Origin of the sequence: Sinorhizobium sp. NG07B (genome assembly GCF_002532005.1) — a bacterium.
In the GTDB taxonomy this organism is placed as follows: Bacteria; Pseudomonadota; Alphaproteobacteria; order Rhizobiales; family Rhizobiaceae; genus Sinorhizobium; species Sinorhizobium fredii_C.
On sequence record NZ_NWTD01000011.1, the window covers coordinates 11,503 to 37,172 of the forward strand.

Below are 25,670 nucleotides of genomic sequence, written 5' to 3' on the forward strand. Positions count from 1 at the left end.
TTCCTTCACCTATCCAATAGGCAAAAGAAATCCGCTCACCGAAACGGCGCCAAAGACTCTTGACTGCGATTCATGGAAATGCGATTCTCAGGCTGCTTAGACCAATGAGAGAGGCTTCCACGACGGCGTCGTTCGGGGGCCTTTTTCTTTTGCTACTTCCTTCCTCAATTATCCTTCAGACGATGGATTAACTTTCTTAAAGCTCTCATAGAGACCAGGAAGCTGCTCCATCACGAAGACGGCGAATGCCTCATCACGATCCCTGCTGATTTGAATCTTGCAATGCTTCGCCGAGACCGAAAGCTTCGCGATTTCTGCGCCAGCGGTAGACCTTGCGACCGCGGGAGTAACACGTGGCACCGACTCGCTTTTGTCCGCCTTTTTCAGGGCGCGAACCACAGCCGTAAAGCGATCATCCGAATCCTTGTGGCCGAATGACTTCTCTTCGGTTGCTTTGCGCGCCTTCGATTCAGACCGGGAGACCTTCAGGAGGTCTGCGAGCTCCTGCCACCGCCCGCGGCCGATCTTCGGTGCGCGTCCGATCGCCGTGACAATCCACTCTGGTATTGCCTGAGCCACTGCGATGAGCTTTGAAACTTCTGCCCTATCCACCGATAATGCAGATTGGATCAAGGGGCGTTGAAATCCGGCCGCTTCAAGTTTGTTCGCAAACGTCGCGCGCTCGATAAAGCTAAGATCCTCGCGCGCGGAGTTCTCGATCCCTTGTGCTACGACAAGTCGGTCGTCGTCCAGGTTACGAACATATGCCTTGACCGAAATACCAAGCTCTGTCGCAACACGCAGCCGGCGATGCCCATAGGCAACCTGATATCGAGATGGTTCAGTGGGGTGCTGGCGGACAAGGATCGGCATCTCTTGTCCATGTTCTTTAATTGATGCCTTGAGCGCCTCGATTGCCGCCACATCCTGATCCCAGAAGCGATCGGCGAATGGCGACGGGTCGACGGAGAGCGGATCCAGGTCGAGGGGGAGGGCGCCTTCCGCGATGCGCTGCTTGAGCTCCTCGTAGTCGCGCTCGACTTCCGAAAAAGTATCCTTCAACGATCGGACTGCTCCCGATGCTACGCGCTGAACAGGCACACGGGTTTCGCTCGACTGGACCTCATCATTCCCTGCGGCAAAGAGAGATCGGATCGATTGGGTGCGCTTGCTCATAGCCTGCTCCTATCCATCGGTTCAACGTCGGGACCTGCGGTCGGCCGCTTGTTGTCTGCAGACAACAAGCTAAGATGTTGATTTCTCTTGACAGACCCCATCATTGCCTGCCCCAGACTCCGTTGACGAGTTCGATGGCCTCCAGATTCACTGCGTTAATGGATTCCATTGCCCGGTCATAAGTCGAACGCCCAACTGCGCCGCGCGAGAGCTCAAAAAGCGACTGCTTAGTGAGACCCGCGTTGGCAATTGCAGTGGACTTCCAGGCCGATGCGTTCATCACATCTGTCCCGAAAACGTCGCGTAGCAACGCAACGATCTCTTGCTCCGGGACATCGCGCGGGTCGTGCCTGGTGATGAGGAACCGGAGAAAATCGTAATCGAGTCGTCCGCCCGCTTCTTCGATGACGGCTACCAGATCTGACGTCATCAGAAGGAACTGACTCATGGAGGCGACATCCACCATCTGCGGATGGACCGTCACAATCATGCCGGTGGCTGCGTTGAGAGCGCCCATAGTCAAGAAACCGAGCTGGGGAGGGCAGTCTATGATGACGACGTCGAAATCCCGCTCGACCTGATCAATTGCCCCGGCGACTCGTCTAAAGAAGAGATCTTCCGGACGTCCGCGGTTCTGGAGCATGTGCCTCGGGGTCTGGTGCTCGAACTCCATCAGCTCGAGATTTCCTGGAACGATGCTGATCCCGGTAAAATATGTCGGCCGAACGACCTCCTTCATGGTCACTCGTTGGTCGTCGTAACGGATCGCACCGTAGAGCGTGGTGTTTTCGGCAACGTCGAATTCCGGCTGGTAACCGAACATTGCAGAAAGCGACGCCTGGGGATCAAGGTCGATCGCAAGAACGCGATAGCCTTGCAAAGCAAGCCCTTGCGCTAAATAAACCGCGGTCGTTGTCTTGGCAGAACCGCCCTTAAAATTGGCGACGCTTATAATCTGAAGCTTTTCACCATCGCGCCGGCGCGGCCAAAATCTGCTCGCCTCTTTCGGTCTTGCTCCGGCTAGATATTGGCGAAGCTCGTTGATCTGTTCCAACGTGTAGGATCGCCGCCCGGCGTTTCCAAGATCTGGCGACGGGCCCAGGCCATCGAGGGATAGCTGTCGCAAATAGCCATCCGAAACACCAACGATATCGGCGACCTCACCGGAGGTAAAGGAACGTAGGGATTTTTGAGCCATGGGAGGAAAGGCTCGTTCCCCTACAGCCCGCAACCTGGCAGACAGTGCTTCCGCGCGCTGTGTGATGTGCGCGGAAGTCGATGCTAGATTGATTTGTCTGTCAATCACGTTCACTTTGGCCCCAGTTTCAGACGGTTTCTTGGCGTAAGACGCGCTATTTCCGTCTCATGATAACGCACGATTCTGCGAGTCTCGCAAGAGAAATAGGGTTAACAAAACCTTAACGAGACTACTTCCCTTCGCAACGCATTACGGTCACTCGCCGGCTTTCTCCTGCAAATTCAGATCTTTGGCGCGTTGGACGAAAACTCTGATCACGATGCGTTCTACTGTGAATCCTACAAGGTGGCACTGTCTACGCCACTCGGAATTCAAGCCGTTTCATCCCCCTTGAGGATGATTTCGTCCTACGACTCACCTCAAACGACCTTGTAGGATCCTACAACTACCGCTCGATTCTGATCCGTGCTGATTTCCCCGCCGACCAACATCGACGGAGAAATTCATGCAGATTCTCGCGATTTCCCAACCGCGAAATGTCCACGAAGCTCAGCTTCTCCACCGCCACCATCAGCTACGTGCACGCGTTTTCTCCGAGCGCCTGGGCTGGGAGGTCAACGTTGTCGACGGTCAAGAGGCGGACGCGTTCGACGCTCTTAAGCCGACCTACATCCTCGCAGTCTCCGACCGCGGCCAAGTGGCGGGATGCGCAAGGCTGCTTCCGGCCATTGGCCCGACAATGGTGGCTGACGTCTTTGACTCGCTGCTTCCGAATGGACATCTGAACGCGCACTCCGCGATGATCGAGAGTTCCCGCTTCTGCGTCGACACGATCCTCGGGGAGGGCAGGGGAGACGGCACGATGCACGAGGCAACGCTGACCATGTTTGCGGGCATCATCGAGTGGTGCTTGGTGAATGGCATCACCGAAATCGTCACCGTTACTGACCTGCGATTCGAGCGGATCCTCGCGCGCGTCGGCTGGCCCCTACAGCGGCTGGCGGAGCCGAAGAGGATCGGAGTGACGATGGCCGTGGCCGGCATCCTGCCGGCGAATATCGACACATTCCTGCGGCTTCGGCCTGCCGACTACCGTTCCGAACTCAGCACCGTCAGCCAAGCAGCGTAAGGAAGAAAAGCCGTGAACCAGCTTCGCTCTCATCCTCGACTTGTCCGCAAACTCCAGGAGGCGCTCGGCGATCAGCTTTGCGTCGCGCTGGACGACTCAACGGTCGTCGAAATCATGCTCAATCCTGATGGAAAGCTTTTCATCGAACGGCTCGGCCACGGCGTGGCGCCTGCTGGCGAAATGTCTCCCGCGGCTGCGGAAATGGTGATCGGAACAGTGGCGCATGCTCTGCAATCCGAAGTCGACACCGAACAGCCTATCATCTCCGGAGAGCTGCCGATCGGCGGCCACCGCTTCGAAGGGCTGCTCCCGCCGGTCGTCGCCAAGCCGGCCTTCACCATTCGGCGTCGCGCCTCACGTCTGATCCCGCTCGATGACTATGTGCGCTCCGGCGTGATGACCGCAAACCAGGCCTCGACGATCCGCAGTGCGATTTCAGCGCGGCTCAACATCATCATTTCCGGAGGCACCGGTTCCGGAAAGACGACGCTTGCGAACGCGGTCATCGACGAAATCGTTAAGTCTTCCCCGGAAGACCGTCTCGTCATCCTGGAAGATACCGCCGAGATCCAGTGCGCCGCCGACAACGCCGTTCTTCTTCACACTAGCGATACCGTAGACATAGCGCGGCTGTTGAAGAGCACCATGCGGCTACGTCCAGACCGGATCGTCGTGGGCGAGGTCCGCGACGGCGCCGCACTGACGCTGCTCAAGGCGTGGAACACAGGTCATCCGGGGGGCGTAGCCACCATCCATTCCAATACCGCCATGTCGGCACTTCACCGCCTCGAACAACTGACCGCCGAAGCCAGCCAGCAGCCGATGCACGAGGTGATCGGGGAAGCAGTCGATCTCATCGTCTCGATCGAGCGGACGCCGCGCGGGCGGCGCGTCCGCGACGTCATTCAGGTCGAGCGCTTCGCGGGTGGCCAATACGAAATCGAATCCGACAAGCTTACGGAAGAACAGGAGGCGCGCCATGTGGCGTAGAAACGCAGTCATCGCCGCGACTTTCCTTGCGGCGCCTATCGTTCTCGCTTCGGTCGCGCCGGCGCTTGCAAGCTCTGGCGGCAGTCTTCCCTGGGAAGGACCGCTGCAGCAAATCCAGGAGTCGATCACCGGACCGGTCGCCGGCGCCATTGCTCTTGCAGCGGTCGCGATCGCCGGCGGCATGCTGATCTTCGGGGGCGAGCTGAACGATTTCGCGCGTCGGCTCGTCTATATCGTGCTCGTCGCAGGCATCCTACTTGGCGCCACCAACATCGTCGGCCTGTTTGGAGCCACCGGCGCCTCGATCGGACTGGCGAACGAGCAGGCGACCTCCATCGGGCAAGCTGAGGAAGGGGAGGGGGCTCATGGCTGAGTCCCTGTCCCGGCTGCAGCGCAACCGCATCCATCGCGCGCTGTCGCGTCCGAACCTTCTGATGGGCGCGGACCGGGAACTGGTGCTGATCACCGGTCTTGCCGCCGTCATCCTCATCTTCGTCGTTCTCACGATCTATTCAGCGCTCTTCGGCGTGGCCGTCTGGATCGTCATCGTCGGGCTTCTGAGAATGATGGCAAAGGCGGACCCCCTGATGCGACAGGTCTATATCCGCCATATCTCCTACAAGCATTACTACAAGGCGACCTCCTCGCCGTGGCGCCGGTATTGAGGGGCAGGCATGGTCGCTCTCAAACGCTTCCGGGCCACCGGCCCATCCTTTGCGGATCTCGTCCCCTATGCCGGCCTCGTCGACAATGGCGTGCTCCTGTTGAAAGACGGAAGCTTGATGGCCGGCTGGTATTTTGCCGGCCCGGACTCCGAAAGCGCTACCGACCTGGAGCGCAACGACCTGTCGCGGCAGATCAATACGATCCTGTCGCGGCTTGGATCCGGCTGGATGATCCAGGTCGAGGCGGTTCGTATCCCGACATTCGATTACCCGACCGATGATCGCTGCCACTTCCCTGATCCCGTCACACGCGCGATCGATGCCGAGCGGCGCGCGCATTTCGCGCGCGAGCAGGGACACTTCGAGAGCAAACACGCGCTCGTCCTCAGCTATCGGCCGCTCGAGTCCAAGAAAACCGCTCTCAGCAAATACATTTACTCGGACGAGGAGAGCCGCAAGAAGACCTATGCCGACACGGTCCTCTTCATCTTCACAAACGCTGTGCGCGAGATCGAGCAGTATTTTGCCAACACCCTTTCGATCCGGCGCATGGAGACGCGCGAGGTCGCCGAGAGGGGAGGGGAGCGGGTCGCCCGCTATGACGAGCTGCTGCAGTTCGTCCGCTTCTGCATCACCGGCGAGAACCACCCGATCCGGATGCCGGATGCGCCGATGTATCTCGACTGGATCGCCACGGCCGAACTCGAGCACGGGCTGACGCCGAAGGTCGAGAACCGCTTTCTCGCTGTTGTGGCGATCGATGGATTACCGGCAGAGAGCTGGCCGGGGATCCTCAACAGCCTGGACCTGATGCCACTCACCTATCGTTGGTCTTCGCGCTTCATCTTTCTCGATGCGGAAGAGGCGCGACAGAAACTCGAACGCACCCGAAAGAAGTGGCAGCAAAAGGTGCGCCCGTTCTTCGATCAATTGTTCCAGACGCAGAGTCGGTCGGTCGACCAGGATGCCATGACCATGGTCGCCGAGACCGAAGACGCCATTGCGCAAGCCTCCTCGCAACTTGTCGCATACGGTTACTATACCCCGGTCATCGTCCTGTTTGATCATGACCGGGAGGCACTGCAGGAGAAGGCAGAGGCCATCCGCCGGCTGATCCAGGCGGAAGGTTTCGGAGCGCGGATTGAAACGCTCAACGCCACCGATGCCTATCTCGGCAGCCTTCCGGGTAACTGGTACTGCAATATCCGCGAACCGCTGATCAACACCAGCAATCTTGCCGATCTCGTCCCTTTGAATTCCGTATGGTCAGGGAGCCCGGTGGCGCCGTGCCCGTTCTACCCGCCGAACTCGCCACCACTGATGCAGGTGGCGAGCGGCTCGACGCCATTCCGACTGAACCTCCATGTCGACGATGTTGGCCATACGCTGATTTTCGGCCCAACCGGTTCGGGCAAGTCGACGCTGCTGGCGCTGATTGCAGCGCAATTCCGGCGCTACGAACGCGCCCAGATCTTCGCCTTCGACAAGGGGAACTCGCTCCTTCCCCTGACGCTCGCCGCCCGCGGCGATCACTATGAGATCGGTGGCGACGCTCAAGACGAGGCAAAGGTGCTGGCCTTCTGCCCGCTATCGGACCTTGCGAGCGATGCAGATCGCGCATGGGCAACCGAATGGATCGAAATGCTGGTCGTCCTGCAGGGTGTTACCATCACCCCCGATCATCGCAACGCGATCTCGCGCCAGATCGGATTGATGGCCAGCGCAGCCGGACGGTCGCTGTCGGACTTCGTCAGTGGCGTGCAAATGCGCGAGATCAAGGACGCGCTTCATCACTACACGGTCGACGGCCCGATGGGTCAGCTTCTCGACGCGGAACAGGACGGCCTTTCACTCGGTGCGCTCCAGACCTTCGAGATCGAGCACCTGATGAACATGGGCGAGCGCAATCTCGTGCCCGTGCTGACCTATCTGTTCAGGCGGATCGAGAAGAGGCTTGATGGCTCACCGAGCCTGATCGTCCTCGACGAAGCTTGGCTGATGCTGGGCCATCCGGTTTTCCGAAACAAAATCAGAGAATGGCTGAAGGTCTTACGCAAGGCGAATTGCGCGGTCGTTCTCGCGACACAGTCGATATCGGACGCGGAGCGCTCGGGCATCATCGATGTCCTGAAGGAGTCCTGCCCCACCAAGATTTGCCTCCCCAACGGCGCCGCTCGCGAGCCGGGGACCCGGGAGTTCTACCAGCGGATCGGCTTCAACGAGCGGCAGATCGAGATTGTTTCGAATGCAATCCCCAAGCGGGAATATTACGTCGTCACGCCTGAGGGCCGGAGGCTGTTCGATATGGCACTCGGCCCCGTGGCGCTCAGCTTCGTCGGCGCCTCCGGCAAGGAAGATTTGAAGCGTATCCGCACGCTCAGTTCCGAACACGGCCGCGACTGGCCGATCCACTGGCTTCAAACGAGAGGAGTTCACGATGCCGCATCGCTGCTCAACTTCGAATAGATTGGTCGCTGGTATGGCGGCGGTCGTCATGACGATCGGCGCTGTCATGCCTGCGGACGCCGGCACGGCCACAGGTGCTGCGACCGAATGGACACAGGTCCTCAACAATGGCGAGCTCGTATCGCTTGTTGGCCAATCCGGCGAGCAAATCCAGAACCAACTCACCCAGATCAGCCAGCTCGCGCAACAGATCGAAACGCAGCTGAACATCTACCAGAACCTGCTGCAGAACACCGCTACCCTTCCCTCGCACATGTGGGGGCAGGTTGAGAGCGACCTTAATCAGCTGCGCAGCATCGTTGACCAGGGCCAGAGCATCTCGTTTTCCATGGGCAATGCCGATGACGTGCTGCAGCAGCGCTTCCAAAGCTACTCAAGCCTCAAAACCAACCTGCCAGACAATGCTTCTTTTTCGACGACATATCAGTCCTGGTCGGACACCAACCGGGACACGATCGCCAGCACACTCAAGGCGGCGAGCCTGACCTCCGAGCAGTTCGATAGCGAGGAGGGCACGATGTCCTCACTGCGGTCGATGTCCGAGACCGCCGACGGGCAGATGAAAGCTCTGCAGGTCGGACACGAGATCGCCGCGCAACAAGTCGCGCAGATGCAGAAGCTTCGCGGCCTTGTCTCGCAGCAGATGACGATGATGGGAACCTGGCTGCAGACCGAGCAGACCGACAAGGACCTGGCGCAGGCGCGGCGGGAGAAATTCTTCAACGCCGAGGTCAAGAGCATTCCGGAAGGTCAGAAGATGGAGCCCCGCTGGTGAATCGCGCAGTCGTCATTGCCTTGCTCGTACTTGTTGCCGGTCTCTCGTCTGCTGCAACGGTGCTGGTCATCAACATCAGAGAAAATGGCAAACCTACGCTCACTGAGGAGCAGCGTGCCGTTCGCGAAAAGTTTTTTGGCTCCGACAAGGAGTTGCCGCCGATCAAGGATGGCCAGGAGATGCGTCCAAGATGGTGAAATCTAATCTTGAACGATCATTTCTGATCGCGGGCTTCCTTTGCCTCGTCTTTGCAGCTCCGGCCTTCGCTCAACAGGGACAAGTCCTGACCGAACTGGAAAATCAGGTCTCGACGGCAGCGAAGGGGTGGGAAACCACCATCATGGATGCCGCAAAATCTCTTTTCTGGATCCTGGCGACCATTGAGGTGGGCATTGCAGCCGTCTGGCTGGCGCTTCAGGCCGCATCGCTTGATAGCTGGTTCGCGGAGCTTGTCCGGCGGATCATGTTCATTGGCTTTTTCGCCTTCGTTCTTACTCAAGGGCCGACCTTTGCCCGAGCGGTCGTCGACAGCCTCTTTCAGATTGGCGCCGGCGGCGGGTCGGCGTCGCCTGCCGAAGTGTTCGACGCCGGCATTCGGGTGGCCTCGCAAATGTCGCAGCAAGCGCAATTCGGCGTATTCGAGGATAATGCGCTGGCGATCGCGGCCGTGCTGGCGATGGGTGTCGTCGTCATCTGCTTCTCGCTCGTCGCAGCAATTTTCGTGTCGGTCATGGTGGAGATGTATGTCGGTCTGCTCGCGGGGATGATCATGCTCGGGCTCGGTGGCTCCTCCTTCACGAAGGACTTCGCTGTCCGCTACCTCGTCTACGCTTTCGGCGTCGGCATGAAGCTGATGGCGTTGGTCATGATCGCGAAGATCGGATCCGAGGTCCTCATGGGTCTGGCAAATGCGCCAACCGCCTCCTCGGACCAGTTCGTGACGACGCTCGCCATCGCCGGGATCTCGGTCGTGGTCTTCATCATCGCCATGTACGTGCCGAACATCATTCAGGGTGTCGTTCAGGGCGCTTCCGTCTCAGGCGGCATGGAAGCAATCCGTCACGGTGGGCAGGCGGCATCCTTCGCGACCGGCGCGGGTTTCCTTGCAGCCGGTGCGGCGGGCGCAGGGTTCACGGCTGGTCAAAGCGCGCGGGCCGCAGGGTCATCCGTTGCAGGTGCCATGCTTCGAGGTTTCGGTGTTGGGATCGGGTCTGCCGGGATCGCCGCAGGCTCGGCCGCCAAGGAGAAGGCCATCGGCTCTCCCGGCGCCTATGCCGGGTCAATCCTCGGTCTTGCCAATTCCAAGCTCGATCAGGCGCGCAGCGGGCACAGCGGACCAAAGCCGCCTCCTGAACGCAAAGACTAACAGCAATCAGAAAGTGATCGATCGATGGCAGCGAACCGCGCCCCCGAAAACCCGTATCTTGCCGCGCGCCAGGAATGGAGCGAGCGATATGGCTCCTATGTCCAGGCAGCCGCCGCATGGCGTATCGTCGGCATTCTCGGTCTGACCATGGCCGTCATCGGCTTTGGCTATTCGATGTATCTCAGCACTCAGGTCAAGCTGGTGCCCTATATCGTCCAGGTCGATAAGCTGGGCACGGCGGTGACCGCGGGCTTCCCCGAACAAATCGAATATGCGGATGTCCGGGTGGTGCGTGCCACACTCGGCAACTTCGTCACCAGCTTCCGTTCGATCACACCGGATGCCGTGGTGCAGAAGCAATATATCGACCGGACCTACGCACTCCTTCGAACATCCGATCCGTCGACCGAGAAGATCAACGCCTGGTTCCGCGGCAATTCCCCCTTCGAGAAGGCGAAATCGTCGACGGTCGCCATCGAGGTCAACAACATCGTGGCGCTGTCGAACCAGACCTATCAGATCGACTGGACTGAATACGAACGGGACCGGAAGGGCAAGGAAACCGGCACCCGCCGCTTCCGCGGGATCGCGACGGTGACACTCACCGCGCCGCAGGACGAGGCGACCATCCGCCTCAATCCGATCGGTCTCTACGTCCGGGATTTCGACTGGACGGCACAGCTTTAAGGGCAGGGGATTTTCAATGCACAGAACAGGATTGATCGCAGCGGCCGGCTGCCTGGCCGGACTCGTCTTTGTCGGCGGCGCTGAGGCGCAAAGCATGACGAACAACGAGGTGAAAGGGACGAACATCTCCAGGAAGTGGCGTGGGACGTCAGGACTGGTGACGACCGGCCCCGATGGCAAGGTCATCTTCCTCTTTGGCGAAACGCAGCCGTCCGTCGTCTGCTCGCCCCTGCAGGTCTGCGATATCGAATTGCAAGGCGGCGAGATTGTCCGCGATGTGCTTGTCGGTGACACGGTACGTTGGAAGGTGGAACCGGCGACCTCGGGCGCCACCGGCGGGCAGGCGATCCACCTCATCGTCAAGCCCTCGGAACCCGGGCTCGTCACCTCGATGGTGGTCACGACATCGCGCCGCACCTATCACATCCAGCTCAAGTCACATCCGAGCCAGTATATGGCCCGCGTCGGCTTCGAATATCCGGAGGACGTCTCGACCAAACTCGCTGATATCAACTCCCGGCTGGAAACCGGCGGCATTCCCGGGACGGCACCTGACAAACTGAACTTCTCCTACTCGGTGAGCGGGAGCGCGTCGTGGAAGCCGAAGCGTGTCTATTCCGACGGTGTGAAAACATACATTCAATTCTCGAAATCAGTCTCGAGCCAGGATGCGCCGGTGCTCTTCGTCGTCTCTGGCGGCCAGAACCGCATCGTCAATTACCGGATGAAGAACGACATGATGATCGTCGACTATGCGGTCGACAAGGCGATCCTCGTCTCCGGTGTCGGATGGCGCCAGCAGAAAATCACCATCCGGCGGGGAGGCTGAACCAATGAGCAAGCTTCTCGTTATCATCATCACCGCCACGCTGCTTTCAGGCTGCCAAACGGCCGAGGACGGATTGACCACCAGTTCCACCCCGGTCGCCGTCACCGGCCCCGCCGCAAGCGCCATTGCCGGCGACATGGCGAGCCGGCTCGCCGAGCAGATCGGTCCGGCAGGCACGACGACGCTCAAAATGGAAAAGGATGCGTCCGAATTTGGAACCGCACTCGAGGCGGCGCTGAGGGGTTGGGGCTATACGGTCATTACCGACGGCAAGGTTGGCAAGGACATCAAACCGGTCGAGCTCGCTTACTCGATCGATGCCGCCGACGGGCAGGTGCTCGCACGGCTTTCGACGCCGTCGATCGCCCTTGGCCGGGCCTACACCGCGACCTCCGCCGGCGCCACGCCGGCAAGCCCGCTCTCGATCATGCAGCGCAACTGAGGGGAAGCGGGTATGGTCCAATCTCTCCAGCTCGGCGCCTCCAACCAGGCCGACGATCAGAAGGGCATGCGCCGTCTCAATCGGTTGCCGATCATCATCGCCATCGTCATCATCGCGCTGTTCGTCGGCGTGGTCGTGATCGGACTGTCGTGGCGCGGGCTGCCGTTCAATCGCGGCAATGACATCGATAGTGCTTCGAATACACCGGCAACCAATTTCGGTGACCAGCTCAAGCGCGGCGTCACCGACGGCATTATCGGCGAGCCGGTTGAGCGCGAAGCGTTTCAGCCGACGCCTGCCGTCGAACAGAAGGTCGAGAAGGAAACTCCTGTTGTCGACCGCCGGCCGACCGAAAGGGAAGAACGGCGGCCGCGGCTCGAATCGGAAGAGGAATGGAAGGCCCGCCTGAAGCGGGAGCAGGATGAGCAATATATCCGCGAGGCCCAACGCCAGCGTATGGCCCGGCTGCAGGCGCGCGCCACGGCTTTGGACTCGCCGTTGAAGGTGGATATTTCCGATGTCGAGAAAGCCGACAACAACTCCACGGACGCGGGCCGGCAGACGACGACTGCGGCAGCCAACAATGCGTCGGACCTCTACGCCGCCGCCATGAAATCAGGCCTCATGGGGCAGAACGTCGATCCCAACGCCCAGACCTCGAAGGAGGACTTCTTCAACCAGGACATCAAGGACCTCGGCTATCTACCGAACAAGGTCGTGCCGCAGATGTCGCCCTACGAGCTGAAGCGCGGCTCGGTCATACCGGCCACGTTGATCACCGGTCTCAATTCCGACCTTCCGGGACGGATCACCGCGCAAGTCAGCCAGAACGTCTATGACAGCGCCACCGGCTATCGGTTGCTGATCCCGCAGGGCTCAAAGCTGTTTGGCCGCTACGACTCCAAGGTGTCGTTCGGCCAAGAGCGCGTCCTCGTCGTCTGGACCGACCTCATCTTTCCGAACGGATCGACCCTGCAGATCGGCGGCATGGCCGGCACGGATGCCGAAGGCTATGGCGGTTTCAAGGACAAGGTCGATCGCCATCTCTGGCGCACCTGGAGTTCGGCGGCGCTCGTCGCGCTGATCGGAACCGGCATCGACATGTCGATGCCGGAGAGTTCGACGCTTGCGACGCAGGACACGGCGTCCGATGCGGCCAGACGGAATTTCGCGGAAAGCTTCGGCCGCGTCGCCGAGGAGACGATCTCGAAGAACCTGAATGTGCAGCCGACAATCCAGATCCGCCCCGGCTACAAGTTCAATGTGCTCGTCGACCAGGACATCATTTTTCCGTCGGCTTACCGCAAAAACTAAAGGAAACGCCAAGTCCGCAGGAGGTGCAAATCTGCGAGTTGCGATGGTTGAAGAAATGGGGCCTGATGGTCCTGCTCAACGCCAGATAAGGATAGACAATGACAGAAATGGATTTTGGCGATTTGCCGGATGACGACCCGGACCTTCTCGAAAACACCGCCTTGCCGAAGCAGTTCGTCTCGCGCCTTCGAAAGGCGTTTTTCACCCGGCTTTCGGATTTCGACGACATGGACGATATCCAGATGCTACGCGAACCGGGAATAAACTGGCGTATCATCAAAGCCGTCAGATCCGAGCGGGCGCGTATCGACGCCAGGTGATCTTGCACCTTGAAAGGCGCTCGCGGTTAGGATTTGGGGCTCCGCGTGTGCAACCGGGCCAGGCCTTTTGTCGCGTTCCTTTCGGTAAATAGCGCTCGCGTCAGAACAGGGTTTCCATGGCCAATCGTTCCTTGGCCCGCAAAAACTTTTCTTGATTTGTCATCTTTTTCAGGCAGTGAGCCTTGAAAGCTTCCCCTTTATGGGTAGTGCTATCGTACACGGCACGAGGGATTGCTTTGCATCAACCCAGCACTCTCGGTTGCGTCGCTATCGGCAGTTGGCAATCACCGGGCCTTTCCGGTGCCAAACTGCGATGCCCATCATCCAGCGTCTCGGCTGGCAAATAAAGGACCGCGTTACGGGTCAATAACATAGGAGAAGCGTTCGTGGACGGAGAATTTCGCTCGCTCGTTGATATGCTGGAAGTCGCGCAAGACGAGGCCATGATCAAGGGAGCCCTCAGGCAGTTCACGCGTTCCTGCGGATACGAACGATTTGCCTACTTCGAAAAAGAAGGCGCCCAGATCAGGACATTCAACTCCTATCCCAAACCATGGGAGGGTGTTTACCTCTCGGCCGATTATTCCAGCATCGATCCCGTGGTGACGGAAGCGAAGCGCAAACGGGACGTTTTCTTCTGGACCGCGGAGGATTGGCCGGCCCGCGGTTTTTCACCGCTCAGAAAGTTTCGCGACGAGGCGATCGACCACGGGATCCGCTGCGGAATGACAATCCCCGTGGAAGGGGGTTACGGTTCGTCGATGATGCTGACCTTTGCGTCCTCCGAAAGAGAAGTGGACGTCCCGGCCGCCTTCGACGCGAGGAGAGCAATCCAATTGGTGATGATGGTCCATTATCGATTGAAGATGATTGCTGCCAAACCCGCCATCAATCCAAACCAGGCGCTGTCGCCACGCGAGATGCAATGCCTGACATGGGCGATGAAAGGAAAAAACACACTCGAAACTGCCGCTGTGACTGGCATCAATTCGAGAACGGTGCAGCACTATCTTGATAAGGCCCGTGCCAAACTGGGTGCTGAATCAGTGCCGCAGCTTGTGGGAATCGCGAAGGATCGCGGGTTGCTAAGCTCTAATTAGCATCGTCCGATGGCACGTCGGGGATGTAGCCAAGGGCGTCGATGATCTGGGACAGCTCTTCCTGCTGCGCCTCGGATTTCTTCTGACGGGCAATGTATTCGTCCTGCAGGGTTGCCAGCACGTCGCTGGAAACCGAGGGATCGCCGCTCGCACGAGTCCACTCCTCGTAGACAGCCTCATCCGCGGCGAGCAGCCGGCGGTGTTCGTGTATTGCCGACACCGCCAATTCCTCCAACGCTTCCTTCGGCATCGAAGAGAACTGCGGATCCCGCTCGCTCCTTTCGGTCCTAGAGGACTCTGCATCGTTCGTCCGTTTTTCCTCGAAACTCATTCCTTCACCACTCGAACGATGCTTTGGTGCCGCATCAGGCGGCCCGCGCTACACACTATCATACGACCAACATTGAAAGTCAGTCGAAGAACGATTGCCGTCAATATCATAGGTCATGTCGAATCGGAACTATAGTTCCTAGAACAATAGTTCCGATTCAGGTTCCGCTCACGTCATGGATCTCAACGAGGTCATGGCGGTCAACTTGCGTCGAATACGTCATGGCAAGAAACTGACGCAGGAGGAACTGGCGCATCGCACGGGCCTGAGTACGCGCCATATCAGTGCCATCGAGCGCGCCGAGATGTCGGCAACCCTTACTGTCCTCGGCCAGATTTCCGACGCGCTGGGTGTCGAGCCTGCCGAGCTTGTGACCAAATCGAACTGATCTGCAAAGTGCGCGCCGACTGGAATTTTAGGGTTTGAAGGCGGTTTCCGATTCGAAGGAACGCGTATCGACCAGTTGGGCAGCTTGACCACTGAGATCACTGGTCAAAGCTTTACATGAGCGTCCGGCCGCATTATATATTCTCCTCAAGGAGAATGATTATGACCAGCACATCACACGCATACACGCCCGCCGAGGCGGCGGCTGTCAGCGAGATCGCTGTGAAGTCGGTGCACAATGCGATTGACAAGCGCATCATCGAGACTCATCTCGTTGGTAGCAGGGGTCGAGCGCTCACCGATGAGGATCTGCTTCGGTTGAAGCTCTGGTACGGCGTCGGATCGATCTTGTCTGCCGAGCGCCGCAAACGCCTATTCGATACGATCGACCAGAACCCTGATGCCGAAACCGTGAGAGCAGACGACTATCTTATTATCGACGTTGCGCGGGCACGAGAACAACTGGCCGCGCGGGCCGAGGCGCTTCGAGAAGCCGAACGAATGATTGAAAGCGTGAAAGGGGTCGTGGGTGGCGAGCCGGTTTTCAAGCGAACCCGTGTTCCCGTGCGAACCATTGCCGCGATGAAGAGCCAAGGCGCAAGTACAGGGGAAATCGTCGAGGGCTATCCTGCGGTCACCGAGCGCATGGTGGAACTTGCCGAGATCTGGGCTGCAGCCCATCCCGCCAGGGGACGTCCACGGAAGCTTTCGGAGCAGGGCCTGAAGGTGAAATCCGTGAAGCGCCTGCGACTTCGGAACGAGAACGTCTCCAAACCCTCTGGCTCGACCTCGTGAAGTTTCTTATCGATGAATGCCTTCACACGTCCCTCGTGGCCGTGGCGCAAGCGCACGGCCACGACTGTTTCCATGTGAATTGGTTGGGACTGAGCGGCGAAACCGACTGGGATCTGATGCCTCGGATCGTCGAGGAGGATTTCACGTTCGTAACGAACAATGCCCGAGATTTTCGGAAGCTCTACGCAAAAGAGGAATTGCATGCGGGCCTGGTGATCATCGTCCCGCAGGTGCTTCCTGCGCTGCAGCGAGAACTGTTTGCCCTCATCCTGCAGGATTTGGCCGAGGCACGGGATATGGTCAACGAAGTCATCGAAGTGACCCTCGATGGAGAGGAAGCGGTTCTCACGCGCTATTCGCTTCCGGAGGCTTAGCAACCTTCATTTGGCATCATTTGCCCCCAATCCTCGACAGGTCGATCCGCATTTCCGCTGACCCGACGCTTTCGCCTTTCTCGATGCTTTCAGCGTCTGTATCCGGAGGCGGTACGTCGACGGTGGCCTTGTCCTGGTGTGCAGGCAACACGTTGTCGATCGTGACGCTTTTCCCAGGATCTTCCGCCTGGAAAACGCTCACCCCCTCGAACTCTCCGGTCTTCCAGGCATAGACCGCATCGTCGAAGATCTGCGGGAAGACATCGTCGCTCTTCGGATTGCCGTACCACTTGGCGACAATCCGCAAGACCTGGGCAAACATGGACGTTCCCTTGCGAAGGTTTTCGCAGGGGTCGACGAGATCGGGCTTCAGATCAGCCGCGTCCTTCACACCAACGCCAGCCGGAAACTGCGTCAGGCCGACACGCACGACGGTCTGACCGACATACTGCCGGATGATTGCCATTGCTTCATCCGGCGACGTCGCCTTCGGAACGAGGATCAACCGGCCACCCGATTTAACAGTGACGGCAAGTGGATCATTCGCGCCCGCAGCAGTCACGAACTGCTCGACGATCGCGGGCTTCAAAGAGGGGTCGGCGCATTGTTGGATCAGGGCGGCATCGAGCATAAGGGCTCCTTTGCACTCATATGTTGAGGGAAAGAATGACGGGTTTGTCGAACAGCCGCGCCCAGGCTTGTGTGCTCGCGTGCTGGATGGCCACGATAGACGTCCCCTTGGTCCACCAGCCGTTGCCGACGGCAATGACAACGTCCGGATCGTGGAGCATGGAGTGGAGAATGGGCCAGACGATCAGCTGCTCGTAGCAGATCAGGGGTGCCGCCCGACTGTCGGCAACGGTCACGACGGGGTTGGCGAAGAAGTGCGCCCGTGCGCCGCCGCTCTCACCAAGCAAGGGACGCCACGGTTGCCACATCGAGCCTGGCACCGGCATGCGCTCGCGATAAAGGAGCCAAGCTCCGTCGCCGGATATCGCGATCAGTACATTGTCGTATCCACCCGCATCGACAACTGCCGCGCCGGCGATAACGGAAATGTCAGTGCCCTGCAGAGATTTTACCCAGAGCCGTTCGACGGTCGGTGTCCAGAAACCCAGAGAGCTTTCGGGAAGAACAATCGAGCGGGCGCCGCCCGATGCCCGATCCGTCACCGTGGCAATCAGATCACGGTAACGCTGCAAGCTGGTGTCACGCCCCAACGATGCGCCCATTTCGAGATCGACCCCTTGCCAACCTTCGGGTAGCGTCGGCTCGTTCCAGGTTGCGGCGGACCAAATCCAAAAGCCTGCCAGGACGAGCGCGACAGCTGGCCACATGTGGGTTACGAGGCCCATGAGGCCGGCTGTCGCGGCAATCAGCCCCCACCATCCCCATCCTGGAAACAGCACGCCCGCGGCAGTGATCGGATGAGCCCAACCGGTGATGCCGAATGGCGGAATGGCCATCAGAGCCGCCGCCAGGAGATAGTGAAACGGACGAGCTCTCGCCTTTTTCGTCCAGAGGACAATATGCACGATAACGAAGCCAGTGGACGCACAGAGCCAAAGCAATAATCCCGGCCAGAGGTCCGAGGAATAGAAGGTCGCAACGCCCTGCGGTAACCCCCGAGACGCAGCCAGGAAATAGCCGGCCGAGACAACCGCGGCCGTCCGCCTCGTTCGCGCAAGCGCCCAGAGCGCCGGAAACGCGAGCGCGAACGGAAGAAGCAGGACGTGGCCACTCCATCCCACCGTCCCAGCGACGGTTGAGACTGCAATCAATGCGGTTGGCTGGAGCTGCTCACGGCGCATAGGTGAGCACCGATTGCGCCAGACCGAGGATACCGGACGCGGGCAGGGGGCCGAAATAGCGGGAGTCATAGGAGCTCCTGAACGGTGAGTGGAGAAACACGCTTTCGTCAGGTACGACGCCGCCGGGATAGGGCTTCATCGGCCGACCCTTGCCATCCCACTGTGCCAGCCTGGAAAAGGGAATCTTTCGCCCGTCGACCGTCACATGGGCGCCGATTTCGACACTCTGGCCGGCGATGGCAATGACCGTTTTGATGAGCGGCGCGGCGCCGCCTGGGCAAGTTCCGGAATGGAGATAACCACGCTCTCTCGCCTCCATCATTGCTACCGTTTGCGGAACGCAAATGAAGACAAGGTCTCCGGCAGCAGCCGGGCGATCGAGCGCCACGATGCGCCAGAGGCCGAGCGGTTCACTCGGTGTCAGGTTGATGCGGTAGCCGCCGATAGCCGCGACAGCAGCAATGCCGCCAACGATGGATGCCGCCAAGGCCACCAGCACGACTGCATGCGCCCTTTGGGCGCGTCGCCTCCCGAACGCAAACACGGTTATCTTCATTTGAGCGAGAGCCCCTGGCTCTTCGTCTGGCGCAGGGTCTCCGCCTGTTTCAACGCCTCGGTCGTGCGCTCATGCGCAGCCAGCTGCTGCGCGGTCCGCATTAAATTCCATGCGGACTGCACCTCGGCCTTCTGCCCGGGCGTCATCCCCGCGGTGACGGTGTTGAAGGTCTGTCCGTTGGCTTCTTTTGCTGCGAGAGGCAGGAAGGTCCGCTCGCCGAAACGCTCCGATACCGCCTTGGCGAAACCTTCCAGTTCCGCCTTCACCATTTTGTCGGCAAGCGCATATTCGAGGCCGGCCGGCAGGTCGTTCCGGTCGATCGCATCGCGAACGCGTTCCAATGTTTGTTTTGCATTGGGCGACAGCGCCGGAATGTCGATCGAGACCTTCAAGCGGACAGCACGTTCCTCGAGCTCGTATTTGCGTTCCGCTTCAGCCCGCTGACGGAGATAGCGCTCCAAGTTGCGGGCCAACGCCGGGGCATTGGTCAGTGCCTTTTCGCGCTCCTGCCTGTCGGTGCGGCTGGTAAGGATCCCGGTCTTGCCCTTGAGCGCGCCGAAGTGTTCTGGCTCCGATCCGAGCTTGGCCAACGTGGATTTCGCGACGCTCTCGTCCTTCAGCATTCCATCGACATTGACTGCCTTGAACGCGCTTTCCGGCTGGGCGTAAACGAGGTGGAAGCGGGTCGAGACCTCCTCCCATTGCTTCTTCAATCCTGGATCGGCGGCGACCTTGTCCTCGATCGCCTGATCGACCGATTTGGCGAAGGTTGTGATGCCCGAGACCATCGGCTTTGCCTCCTTGGTGCTGTTTTGGGTTGGGGACTGCGCGGCGCCGCGGACAAGCCCGAGCCTGCCGGCAACGGCGGCAAGGCGGACACCGAGGTTGGCAAGTTTTTGCTTCTGACCGACGAGCCATTCCAGCCGGTCGCGAACCAGGGTGCGCGCGACGTTGACGAGATGCAGACCGCGGGCTTCGGCAAAGCGAAGCGCCTCGCGGTAGAAGGCGCTTCTCTCGTAATCGAGAGTCGTTTCCTTCGCGTTCCTTCGCGACAGGATCGGGATCAACCCGCCATTCTTCGCGAAGGATCTGCGGCCGTAATAGACGGCCAGGTCCTCACGATGACGGGTCATGGCGACATAGGTGAGATGGCGATCGAGCGAAAGGGAAGCGAGCACCTTGACCTTGTCAACCGTCGCGCCCTGGCTCTTATGGATGGTCGTGGCATAGCCGTGGTCGAGGTTGTTGTAGAAGCGCTGTTCTACCAGCACGTGGCGGGCATTCTCCCCATCGCCGATCAGCGCGGTGATGCGCCCCGGTCCCACTTCCACGACCTTCGCCAGCATGCCGTTCTTGACGCCGAGCGATCCCTCGTTCTTCAGGAACACGATCTGGTCGCCGACGGCGAAGTTGCGTTCACCGTCGGCGGTCTTGAAGATGGTTCCCTGATCGAGGATCCCGCGTTCGATGAGTTTGATGCGCGCCATCTGGTTCAGCATGCGCACGTCCCGGCGCAGATGAGCCAGGATCAGCGACGTCTTTGCCGGATCATAGTCGCGGTCCCAGGCAGCGATCAGGTTGTCGACCGCGTCTGCCTTCAGGTCCGAGCCTATCACCTTGCCGTGGGCGCGGTAGGCATCGACCGCCTGGCCGACTTTGCCGCGCGCCAGATCGAGCGAGGCATCGCGCATCCATTGCTGGCGCTGGCGATAGATGGTCTCGAGTTCTGCATAGCCGATGCGATCGGCAATCGCGCGGAAGGCGGCACCTGCCTCGATCGGTTGGAGCTGCTCGGGATCGCCGACGAGAACGAGCTTGGCGCCGGCCTTCGTCACCGCTTCGACGAACAGCGCCATCTGCCGCGACGACACCATGCCGGCCTCGTCGAGAACGAACACCGTCTTGCCATCGAGCTGATCTCGGCCTTGGTTCCAACGAAGCTCCCACGACGCAAGTGTGCGAGAGATGATGCCGGCTTCCTTTTCCAGGCCCTCGGCCGCCTTGCCGGCAAGTGCCGCGCCGACCACCCGATAGCCGGCCGCTTCCCAGGCCTCTCGCGCCGCCTTCATCATCGTCGTCTTGCCGGCGCCGGCTCGACCGATCACGGCGGCGATCCGCTCAGGTCCCGCCACATGATCGATCGCCGTTTTCTGCTCGTCCGACAAACGCTCATGACGCGCAAATGTCGCCGCCAGCACGGCCTCGCGAACGCCATGCGAAGAGCGCTGAGACAGCCAGATGGCGCGATTGGCCATCTCTGCCTCGAGGCGGATCATGTCGCGCGTCGTGTACTTCGCCGGCTCCCGGATACCGCTGGCAAGGTCGATCCGCTCGCGCTCGATGCGGAAGGTTTCGGGGCAGAGCAAGATCCGAACCATGAGGTTTTGGAACAGCACCGCGTCGTCGACGTAGCGGTGCAGGATCTTCGCCACGTCGCGCTCGTCAAACACGCTCTTCTCGCGCATGATCAAAGCGAGGACGAGTTCAGGATTCCGGTCGATGCGCTTGGCGTTTTCGCTCCGCCTCGCCTCCTGCAATTCCAGACGTTCGAGCTCCAGCGGCTTTGAAGCGCCATCGGCTTTCCGCTCGATCGCCTTGGTGCCGACGCCGAGATGGATGGTCGGCTCGAGATCGATCCCTTGCTTCTCGAAGGAGCGGCCATCGACGCGAATGTCGAGCCCGGCAAGCGCCAGATGCCGGTTCTGGCAGGCAAACCAGCCGTCGCGAAACGCGTTGAAATCGTCGATGCTTCCGGCCCAGAGCTCATAGACGATCTTGCCGGCATCGTTGCGGATCGGATTGCCGTCTGGTCCTGTTACCGGGACCTTCTTGGCGCCAAAACCATCCGCGGTCAGCGGGCGCAAGGTCGTCATCAGATGAACATGCGGATTGCCGGGCGCATCATGGTAGACCCAGTCGGCCACCATGCCCTTCGCCGTGATGTGATGCTCGACGAAATCCCGCATCAGGGCAATGTTCTGCTCGGCGGTTAGCTCGATCGGCAAGGTGATCGTAACGTCCTTGGCAAGCTGCGCGTCCGAGCGTTTCTCGAAGGCCTCGACCTTGTTCCAGAAGGCTTCGGAGGCACCTGAGACCGAGCGGTCCGCGATCATCGCGCGCAGCCATTCCGGCGCATCGGCGGGAACAACGAACTCTTCGTGGAGCAGGCCTTGCTTGCGGGTGTAGTCGATCGTGCGCGCCTCACGCTCGTAGTCCATCTTGGCGCAGTGGCGGTAGGCCGCCGACAGGACGGCGCTGCGGCCTGAGCCGCGGGCGACGACGCTGACGGAGAAATGGGGGACGGCCACGGCGGAACTCTTTCCCGGTTGCGAACGAAATCAATGGGTTCGTCGAGAGCGGCAGCCCCGCCAGGGGCCTCAAGCAAGGGCGTCGCGTTAGCGACGTATAATTGCGCCCTTCGGATCCGCTCCTTCGGAACGGCCGGGATCATTCACCAAAGCTCGCGCTTTGGCGATTGTAGGATTCACAGTAGTGCGTTCCGCACTCACCTCCCTAAAACTGGGTTCAAAAGACACGCTTTCTAACCCAAGGGAGACAACCGGAATGAAGAAGCCATCCTCGAAAATCCGCGACGAAATCGCCAAGCTCCAGGAGCAGCTTAAGGCCGCCGAGACCCGTGAGGCAGAGCGTATCGGCCGGATCGCCCTCAAGGCAGGTCTTGGCGAGATCGAGGTCGACGAGGCGGAGCTGCAGGCGGCCTTCGAGGATCTGGCCAAACGGTTTCGCGGAGGAAAGGCAGCTACGACCGGAGGGAAGAAGGGAGGCAACGCCGGCGAAAGCAGCGCATCGTCCACGCAGGACGCGGCTGGCGCGGCTGCGGGCGGGACTCTTGAGGCTTGAGCGGATGGCGCGCACGACAACATCCGACGCCCGCAAGAAAGACACGCGGGAGAAAATCGAGCTTGGCGGCCTGATCGTCAAAGCGGGTCTTCGCTACGAGAAGCGGGCACTTCTGTTGGGGGCGCTGATCGATTTGAGCGAGCGCTTGAAAAGTGACGACACAGAACGCTCACGGCTGATGGCGATTGGCGCCGAGGCGTTTGGCAAGAGCGATGAATAGGCTTGTTCTTCTCATCGCGCCTGTCGCGCTGATGGTCCTGGCCACGATCGGATTGACCGGAATCGAACACTGGCTGTCCGGCTTTGGAAAGACGGAAGCTGCTCGTCAGACGCTCGGCCGTGCCGGTATCGCGCTGCCCTATGTGGCCGCGGCGCTCATCGGCATTGTCTTCCTGTTCGCGAGCGCCGGCGCGATCAGGATCAAGACGGCAGGATGGGGCGTCGTTGCCGGCGGTATAGCGACGATCATCGTCGCCATCGTTCGCGAAGCAATCAGGTTGTCGGCGTTCCCAGAACAGATTCCGGCCGGCAGGTCGATCCTCTCCTATGTCGATCCTGCGACGCTGATCGGAGCGGGGGCGGCAACGATGTCTGCCTGCTTTGCCCTACGTGTCGCGCTCGTCGGCAACGCGACCTTCGCCAGCGCTGAGCCCAAACGCATACGCGGCAAGCGCGCTCTCCATGGCGAGGCCGACTGGATGAAGATGCAGGAGGCGGCGAACCTGTTTTCTGACGCCGGCGGCATCGTGGTCGGCGAGCGATATCGTGTCGACAAGGACAGCACCGCAGCGCGCTCGTTTCGGGCCGACGACCCGGACACATGGGGCGCCGGCGGCAAGTCGCCGCTGCTCTGCTTCGACGGATCCTTCGGTTCGTCGCATGGCATCGTGTTCGCCGGTTCCGGCGGTTTCAAGACGACATCGGTGACGATACCCACCGCCTTGAAATGGGCCGGCTCGCTGATCGTTCTCGACCCATCGAACGAAGTAGCGCCGATGGTCTCGGCCCACCGGACGAGCGCGCACCGGGATCTGTTTGTCCTCGACCCCAAGAACCCGGAAACCGGCTTCAACGCGCTTGACTGGATCGGGCAATTCGGTGGCACCAAGGAAGAGGATATCGCCTCCGTCGCCTCATGGATCATGAGCGATAGCGGCGGCACACGCGGTGTGCGCGATGATTTCTTCCGGGCTTCGGCATTGCAATTGTTGACGGCGATGATTGCCGACGTTTGTCTCTCCGGTCATACGGAGAAGGAAAGCCAGACGCTTCGCCAGGTTCGCGCCAATCTCTCCGAGCCGGAACCGCAGTTGCGCCAACGCCTGCAGGAGATCTACGACAATTCGGAGTCGGATTTCGTGAAGGAGAATGTCGCAGCCTTCGTGAACATGACGCCCGAAACCTTCTCCGGCGTCTACGCCAATGCGATCAAGGAAACGCACTGGCTGTCCTATCCGAACTATGCCGCGCTGGTTTCGGGCAAGACGTTTTCGACGAACGATCTAGCCGACGGAAACACCGACATTTTTATTAACATCGATCTCAAAACTCTGGAGACGCATGCGGGGCTCGCACGCGTCATCATCGGCTCGTTTCTCAACGGCATTTACAATCGTGACGGCTCGATGAAGGGCAGGACTCTTTTCCTTCTCGATGAGGTGGCGCGGCTCGGCTTTATGCGGATCCTGGAAACTGCGAGAGATGCCGGCCGCAAGTATGGCATCACCCTTGTCATGATCTACCAGTCCATCGGGCAGATGCGGGAAACCTATGGCGGGCGCGACGCCGCCAGCAAATGGTTCGAGAGCGCGAGTTGGATCAGTTTCGCGGCCATCAACGATCCCGAAACCGCAGACTACATCTCGCGCCGCTGCGGCATGACGACGGTCGAGATCGACCAGGTCAGCCGCAGTTTTCAGGCGAAGGGATCCTCGCGCACGCGATCGAAACAGCTGGCAGCGCGGGCGCTGATCCAGCCTCATGAAGTTCTTCGCATGCGAGCTGACGAGCAGATCGTGTTCACCGCTGGCAACGCGCCGCTCAGATGCGGCCGCGCAATCTGGTTCCGGCGCGACGACATGAAGGCCTGCGTCGGAACGAACAGGTTTCACAGGCTCGACGACACGGCTGAAACCCAGCCGATCGAGCCGGCGCGAAGTGCAACGAGCAAGGCCGATCCGCGACAATGAAGAGTATCGGAGAAATCAGCATAGCGACGTCCCAACGGGCGGGATTTCGGGAATTCTCGTCGTGCGAGAGCGGGAAACTGCGCAGCCGCAGGAGCCTCAACATAGTGGCCGCAGGGGAGGCGGGACCGACTGCGCCCCGCGCCTCGCACACCGCATGGAGGCACCTTGTCCGTAAACGCAGATGAAACCGAGTCCGAGATAGGTTGAGGAAGGCAGGAGAGGAGCGGGCAAGTGGCGAAATCGAATGTGGTTCCGTTCAGGAGGCCGCGGAAATCCGGCGGCAAGATCGATCGCCGTAGCCCGCAGGGAAAACCTCGAACGGGACAGAACGGTCCGCGCAAATCACTGATGGCAGTCATCTCAGCTATCGTCGTTGCTGCGGCAGGCTGGCTTGCCTTCGGCGGCGCCGGCAACCTCCCCGGACTGCCGGCTGTGGCCAAGACACCGGTAGCGGACTCATCGTCGGCCGCGTTTTCAATCTGCAGCGACGGCCGTCATGTGAATTGCGTCGTCGACGGTGATACATTCTGGTTCCAAGGCGAAAAAATCCGCATTGCGGATATCGATACACCTGAGCTCAGCCCGCCTCGCTGCGAAGCGGAACGGGTCAAAGGAGAGGCGGCGAAAGCACGCCTGCTGGCGCTCCTCAATGCCGGCGCGTTTTCGCTTTCGGCGGGCTTGCGTGACGAAGACAAGTATGGCCGCAAGCTCCGGACCGTAACGCGATCAGGCCGCTCGCTCGGAGACACTCTCATCAACGAGGGCCTTGCCAGGCGCTGGGACGGTGCAAGACACGGATGGTGCGGCTGAGGACCCGCGAGAGGATCGTTGCCGGATGGCCGAAACCACCCGGCGGGTTCGGGGAGCGTAAGCGAGTAGAGCCGTGCGCCGAAGGCGTCTCGCCCAAGC

At 60.1% G+C, this 25,670-nt stretch carries 28 protein-coding genes; 21 read left to right on the forward strand and 7 right to left on the reverse strand.

Going from position 1 to position 25,670, the window contains the following annotated elements; translation table 11 throughout:
- Nucleotides 1-168 precede the first annotated feature (168 nt).
- Both repB and repA read right to left on the reverse strand, forming a co-directional pair.
- Nucleotides 169-1,176: a plasmid partitioning protein RepB gene (gene repB, locus CO664_RS24815; protein ID WP_097527210.1), complete on the reverse strand. Its 1,008-nt coding sequence runs from the start codon at nucleotides 1,174-1,176 to the stop codon at nucleotides 169-171.
- A 100-nt stretch (nucleotides 1,177-1,276) separates the two neighbouring features.
- Complete coding sequence (gene repA / locus CO664_RS24820; protein WP_097527209.1) at nucleotides 1,277-2,488, reverse strand: plasmid partitioning protein RepA; 1,212 nt, start codon at nucleotides 2,486-2,488, stop codon at nucleotides 1,277-1,279.
- A gap of 391 nt (nucleotides 2,489-2,879) precedes the next feature.
- On the opposite strand from repA, the gene CO664_RS24825 reads away from it, so the two are divergent.
- The 14 genes from CO664_RS24825 to CO664_RS24890 all read left to right on the forward strand — a co-directional run bounded on the left by CO664_RS24825 (nucleotide 2,880) and on the right by CO664_RS24890 (nucleotide 14,457).
- Nucleotides 2,880-3,503 carry an acyl-homoserine-lactone synthase gene (locus CO664_RS24825; RefSeq protein ID WP_097527208.1) on the forward strand — a complete coding sequence of 208 codons (624 nt, stop codon included), beginning with the start codon at nucleotides 2,880-2,882 and terminating at the stop codon, nucleotides 3,501-3,503.
- A 12-nt stretch (nucleotides 3,504-3,515) separates the two neighbouring features.
- Nucleotides 3,516-4,493, forward strand: a complete 978-nt coding sequence (gene trbB / locus CO664_RS24830) for a P-type conjugative transfer ATPase TrbB (RefSeq protein ID WP_097527207.1) — start codon at nucleotides 3,516-3,518, stop codon at nucleotides 4,491-4,493.
- The gene (locus CO664_RS24835) at nucleotides 4,483-4,866 is read left to right on the forward strand and encodes a TrbC/VirB2 family protein (RefSeq protein WP_097527206.1); all 384 of its coding nucleotides are present in this window, start codon (nucleotides 4,483-4,485) and stop codon (nucleotides 4,864-4,866) included. The genes trbB and CO664_RS24835 overlap by 11 nt, the downstream gene beginning before the upstream one ends.
- A complete protein-coding gene (locus CO664_RS24840; protein WP_097527205.1) occupies nucleotides 4,859-5,158 on the forward strand; it encodes a conjugal transfer protein TrbD in 300 nt (99 codons plus the stop codon). The genes CO664_RS24835 and CO664_RS24840 overlap by 8 nt, the downstream gene beginning before the upstream one ends.
- 9 nt (nucleotides 5,159-5,167) lie before the next feature.
- Nucleotides 5,168-7,624, forward strand: a complete 2,457-nt coding sequence (locus tag CO664_RS24845; RefSeq protein WP_097527204.1) for a conjugal transfer protein TrbE — start codon at nucleotides 5,168-5,170, stop codon at nucleotides 7,622-7,624.
- Nucleotides 7,596-8,399, forward strand: coding sequence for a P-type conjugative transfer protein TrbJ (trbJ, locus tag CO664_RS24850; protein WP_097527203.1), 804 nt, complete (start codon nucleotides 7,596-7,598; stop codon nucleotides 8,397-8,399). The genes CO664_RS24845 and trbJ overlap by 29 nt, the downstream gene beginning before the upstream one ends.
- On the forward strand, nucleotides 8,396-8,596 hold the full coding sequence (trbK, locus tag CO664_RS24855) for an entry exclusion protein TrbK (RefSeq protein ID WP_097527202.1): 201 nt from the start codon (nucleotides 8,396-8,398) through the stop codon (nucleotides 8,594-8,596). Before trbJ ends, trbK begins: the two co-directional genes overlap by 4 nt.
- Nucleotides 8,590-9,765, forward strand: coding sequence for a P-type conjugative transfer protein TrbL (gene trbL / locus CO664_RS24860; protein WP_097527201.1), 1,176 nt, complete (start codon nucleotides 8,590-8,592; stop codon nucleotides 9,763-9,765). The genes trbK and trbL overlap by 7 nt, the downstream gene beginning before the upstream one ends.
- A 24-nt stretch (nucleotides 9,766-9,789) precedes the next feature.
- The gene (locus CO664_RS24865; protein ID WP_097527200.1) at nucleotides 9,790-10,452 is read left to right on the forward strand and encodes a conjugal transfer protein TrbF; all 663 of its coding nucleotides are present in this window, start codon (nucleotides 9,790-9,792) and stop codon (nucleotides 10,450-10,452) included.
- A 16-nt stretch (nucleotides 10,453-10,468) separates the two neighbouring features.
- Nucleotides 10,469-11,281: a P-type conjugative transfer protein TrbG gene (trbG, locus tag CO664_RS24870; RefSeq protein ID WP_097527199.1), complete on the forward strand. Its 813-nt coding sequence runs from the start codon at nucleotides 10,469-10,471 to the stop codon at nucleotides 11,279-11,281.
- Between the two features lie 4 nt (nucleotides 11,282-11,285).
- Entirely contained in the window at nucleotides 11,286-11,723 is a 438-nt protein-coding gene (gene trbH, locus CO664_RS24875; protein WP_097527198.1) for a conjugal transfer protein TrbH, read from the forward strand.
- Between the two features lie 12 nt (nucleotides 11,724-11,735).
- Nucleotides 11,736-13,037: an IncP-type conjugal transfer protein TrbI gene (gene trbI / locus CO664_RS24880; RefSeq protein ID WP_097527197.1), complete on the forward strand. Its 1,302-nt coding sequence runs from the start codon at nucleotides 11,736-11,738 to the stop codon at nucleotides 13,035-13,037.
- A 98-nt stretch (nucleotides 13,038-13,135) separates the two neighbouring features.
- A complete protein-coding gene (locus CO664_RS24885; protein WP_103452579.1) occupies nucleotides 13,136-13,357 on the forward strand; it encodes a hypothetical protein in 222 nt (73 codons plus the stop codon).
- A 386-nt stretch (nucleotides 13,358-13,743) separates the two neighbouring features.
- The gene (locus CO664_RS24890; RefSeq protein WP_176536662.1) at nucleotides 13,744-14,457 is read left to right on the forward strand and encodes an autoinducer binding domain-containing protein; all 714 of its coding nucleotides are present in this window, start codon (nucleotides 13,744-13,746) and stop codon (nucleotides 14,455-14,457) included.
- On the opposite strand, the gene CO664_RS24895 is transcribed toward CO664_RS24890, so the two are convergent.
- The gene (locus CO664_RS24895) at nucleotides 14,450-14,788 is read right to left on the reverse strand and encodes a transcriptional repressor TraM (RefSeq protein WP_097527195.1); all 339 of its coding nucleotides are present in this window, start codon (nucleotides 14,786-14,788) and stop codon (nucleotides 14,450-14,452) included. The two genes, CO664_RS24890 and CO664_RS24895, sit on opposite strands and share 8 nt — an antisense overlap.
- 175 nt (nucleotides 14,789-14,963) lie before the next feature.
- Between CO664_RS24895 and CO664_RS24900 the strand changes: the two genes are divergently transcribed.
- The 3 genes from CO664_RS24900 (at nucleotide 14,964) to CO664_RS24910 (ending at nucleotide 16,344) form a co-directional block, all read left to right on the forward strand.
- Nucleotides 14,964-15,176, forward strand: a complete 213-nt coding sequence (locus tag CO664_RS24900) for a helix-turn-helix transcriptional regulator (protein WP_097527194.1) — start codon at nucleotides 14,964-14,966, stop codon at nucleotides 15,174-15,176.
- Between the two features lie 161 nt (nucleotides 15,177-15,337).
- Nucleotides 15,338-15,970, forward strand: coding sequence for a DUF433 domain-containing protein (locus CO664_RS24905; RefSeq protein ID WP_097527193.1), 633 nt, complete (start codon nucleotides 15,338-15,340; stop codon nucleotides 15,968-15,970).
- Nucleotides 15,967-16,344 carry a DUF5615 family PIN-like protein gene (locus CO664_RS24910; RefSeq protein WP_097527192.1) on the forward strand — a complete coding sequence of 126 codons (378 nt, stop codon included), beginning with the start codon at nucleotides 15,967-15,969 and terminating at the stop codon, nucleotides 16,342-16,344. The genes CO664_RS24905 and CO664_RS24910 overlap by 4 nt, the downstream gene beginning before the upstream one ends.
- A gap of 16 nt (nucleotides 16,345-16,360) precedes the next feature.
- Here the strand turns inward: CO664_RS24910 and CO664_RS24915 are convergent, their stop codons facing one another.
- From CO664_RS24915 to traA, 4 genes are read right to left on the reverse strand one after another with little or no spacing between them, the layout of a single operon-like run.
- Nucleotides 16,361-16,975, reverse strand: a complete 615-nt coding sequence (locus tag CO664_RS24915; RefSeq protein WP_097527191.1) for a TraH family protein — start codon at nucleotides 16,973-16,975, stop codon at nucleotides 16,361-16,363.
- A 16-nt stretch (nucleotides 16,976-16,991) separates the two neighbouring features.
- Nucleotides 16,992-18,155: a conjugal transfer protein TraB gene (locus CO664_RS24920; protein WP_097527190.1), complete on the reverse strand. Its 1,164-nt coding sequence runs from the start codon at nucleotides 18,153-18,155 to the stop codon at nucleotides 16,992-16,994.
- The gene (gene traF, locus CO664_RS24925) at nucleotides 18,145-18,711 is read right to left on the reverse strand and encodes a conjugative transfer signal peptidase TraF (RefSeq protein WP_097527189.1); all 567 of its coding nucleotides are present in this window, start codon (nucleotides 18,709-18,711) and stop codon (nucleotides 18,145-18,147) included. Before traF ends, CO664_RS24920 begins: the two co-directional genes overlap by 11 nt.
- Nucleotides 18,708-22,019 carry a Ti-type conjugative transfer relaxase TraA gene (traA, locus tag CO664_RS24930; RefSeq protein WP_097527188.1) on the reverse strand — a complete coding sequence of 1,104 codons (3,312 nt, stop codon included), beginning with the start codon at nucleotides 22,017-22,019 and terminating at the stop codon, nucleotides 18,708-18,710. Before traA ends, traF begins: the two co-directional genes overlap by 4 nt.
- Before the next feature lie 256 nt (nucleotides 22,020-22,275).
- Here traA and traC point away from each other — a divergent pair, with 256 nt between their 5' ends.
- The 4 genes from traC (at nucleotide 22,276) to CO664_RS24950 (ending at nucleotide 25,571) form a co-directional block, all read left to right on the forward strand.
- The gene (traC, locus tag CO664_RS24935) at nucleotides 22,276-22,572 is read left to right on the forward strand and encodes a conjugal transfer protein TraC (RefSeq protein WP_097527187.1); all 297 of its coding nucleotides are present in this window, start codon (nucleotides 22,276-22,278) and stop codon (nucleotides 22,570-22,572) included.
- Nucleotides 22,573-22,576: 4 nt separating this feature from the next.
- The gene (locus CO664_RS24940; protein WP_097527186.1) at nucleotides 22,577-22,792 is read left to right on the forward strand and encodes a type IV conjugative transfer system coupling protein TraD; all 216 of its coding nucleotides are present in this window, start codon (nucleotides 22,577-22,579) and stop codon (nucleotides 22,790-22,792) included.
- Nucleotides 22,785-24,761, forward strand: coding sequence for a Ti-type conjugative transfer system protein TraG (gene traG, locus CO664_RS24945; RefSeq protein ID WP_097527185.1), 1,977 nt, complete (start codon nucleotides 22,785-22,787; stop codon nucleotides 24,759-24,761). Before CO664_RS24940 ends, traG begins: the two co-directional genes overlap by 8 nt.
- Nucleotides 24,762-25,109: 348 nt before the next feature.
- Entirely contained in the window at nucleotides 25,110-25,571 is a 462-nt protein-coding gene (locus CO664_RS24950) for a thermonuclease family protein (protein ID WP_234819559.1), read from the forward strand.
- Nucleotides 25,572-25,670: the final 99 nt, after the last annotated feature.

Bases quoted from the DNA above. Each gene is read 5' to 3' on its own strand.
- CO664_RS24835 (WP_097527206.1), top strand. From the start codon at position 4,483: ATGTGGCGTAGAAACGCAGTCATCGCCGCGACTTTCCTTGCGGCGCCT.
- trbI (WP_097527197.1), top strand. From the start codon at position 11,736: ATGGTCCAATCTCTCCAGCTCGGCGCCTCCAACCAGGCCGACGATCAG.
- trbG (WP_097527199.1), top strand. From the start codon at position 10,469: ATGCACAGAACAGGATTGATCGCAGCGGCCGGCTGCCTGGCCGGACTC.
- trbH (WP_097527198.1), top strand. From the start codon at position 11,286: ATGAGCAAGCTTCTCGTTATCATCATCACCGCCACGCTGCTTTCAGGC.
- CO664_RS24840 (WP_097527205.1), top strand. From the start codon at position 4,859: ATGGCTGAGTCCCTGTCCCGGCTGCAGCGCAACCGCATCCATCGCGCG.
- trbL (WP_097527201.1), top strand. From the start codon at position 8,590: ATGGTGAAATCTAATCTTGAACGATCATTTCTGATCGCGGGCTTCCTT.
- CO664_RS24865 (WP_097527200.1), top strand. From the start codon at position 9,790: ATGGCAGCGAACCGCGCCCCCGAAAACCCGTATCTTGCCGCGCGCCAG.
- traG (WP_097527185.1), top strand. From the start codon at position 22,785: ATGAATAGGCTTGTTCTTCTCATCGCGCCTGTCGCGCTGATGGTCCTG.
- CO664_RS24845 (WP_097527204.1), top strand. From the start codon at position 5,168: ATGGTCGCTCTCAAACGCTTCCGGGCCACCGGCCCATCCTTTGCGGAT.
- trbJ (WP_097527203.1), top strand. From the start codon at position 7,596: ATGCCGCATCGCTGCTCAACTTCGAATAGATTGGTCGCTGGTATGGCG.
- CO664_RS24920 (WP_097527190.1), bottom strand. From the start codon at position 18,155: ATGCGCCGTGAGCAGCTCCAGCCAACCGCATTGATTGCAGTCTCAACC.
- CO664_RS24940 (WP_097527186.1), top strand. From the start codon at position 22,577: ATGGCGCGCACGACAACATCCGACGCCCGCAAGAAAGACACGCGGGAG.
- CO664_RS24895 (WP_097527195.1), bottom strand. From the start codon at position 14,788: ATGAGTTTCGAGGAAAAACGGACGAACGATGCAGAGTCCTCTAGGACC.
- CO664_RS24915 (WP_097527191.1), bottom strand. From the start codon at position 16,975: ATGCTCGATGCCGCCCTGATCCAACAATGCGCCGACCCCTCTTTGAAG.
- CO664_RS24885 (WP_103452579.1), top strand. From the start codon at position 13,136: ATGACAGAAATGGATTTTGGCGATTTGCCGGATGACGACCCGGACCTT.
- traC (WP_097527187.1), top strand. From the start codon at position 22,276: ATGAAGAAGCCATCCTCGAAAATCCGCGACGAAATCGCCAAGCTCCAG.
- repB (WP_097527210.1), bottom strand. From the start codon at position 1,176: ATGAGCAAGCGCACCCAATCGATCCGATCTCTCTTTGCCGCAGGGAAT.
- traF (WP_097527189.1), bottom strand. From the start codon at position 18,711: ATGAAGATAACCGTGTTTGCGTTCGGGAGGCGACGCGCCCAAAGGGCG.
- CO664_RS24950 (WP_234819559.1), top strand. From the start codon at position 25,110: ATGGCAGTCATCTCAGCTATCGTCGTTGCTGCGGCAGGCTGGCTTGCC.
- CO664_RS24825 (WP_097527208.1), top strand. From the start codon at position 2,880: ATGCAGATTCTCGCGATTTCCCAACCGCGAAATGTCCACGAAGCTCAG.
- CO664_RS24900 (WP_097527194.1), top strand. From the start codon at position 14,964: ATGGATCTCAACGAGGTCATGGCGGTCAACTTGCGTCGAATACGTCAT.
- CO664_RS24905 (WP_097527193.1), top strand. From the start codon at position 15,338: ATGACCAGCACATCACACGCATACACGCCCGCCGAGGCGGCGGCTGTC.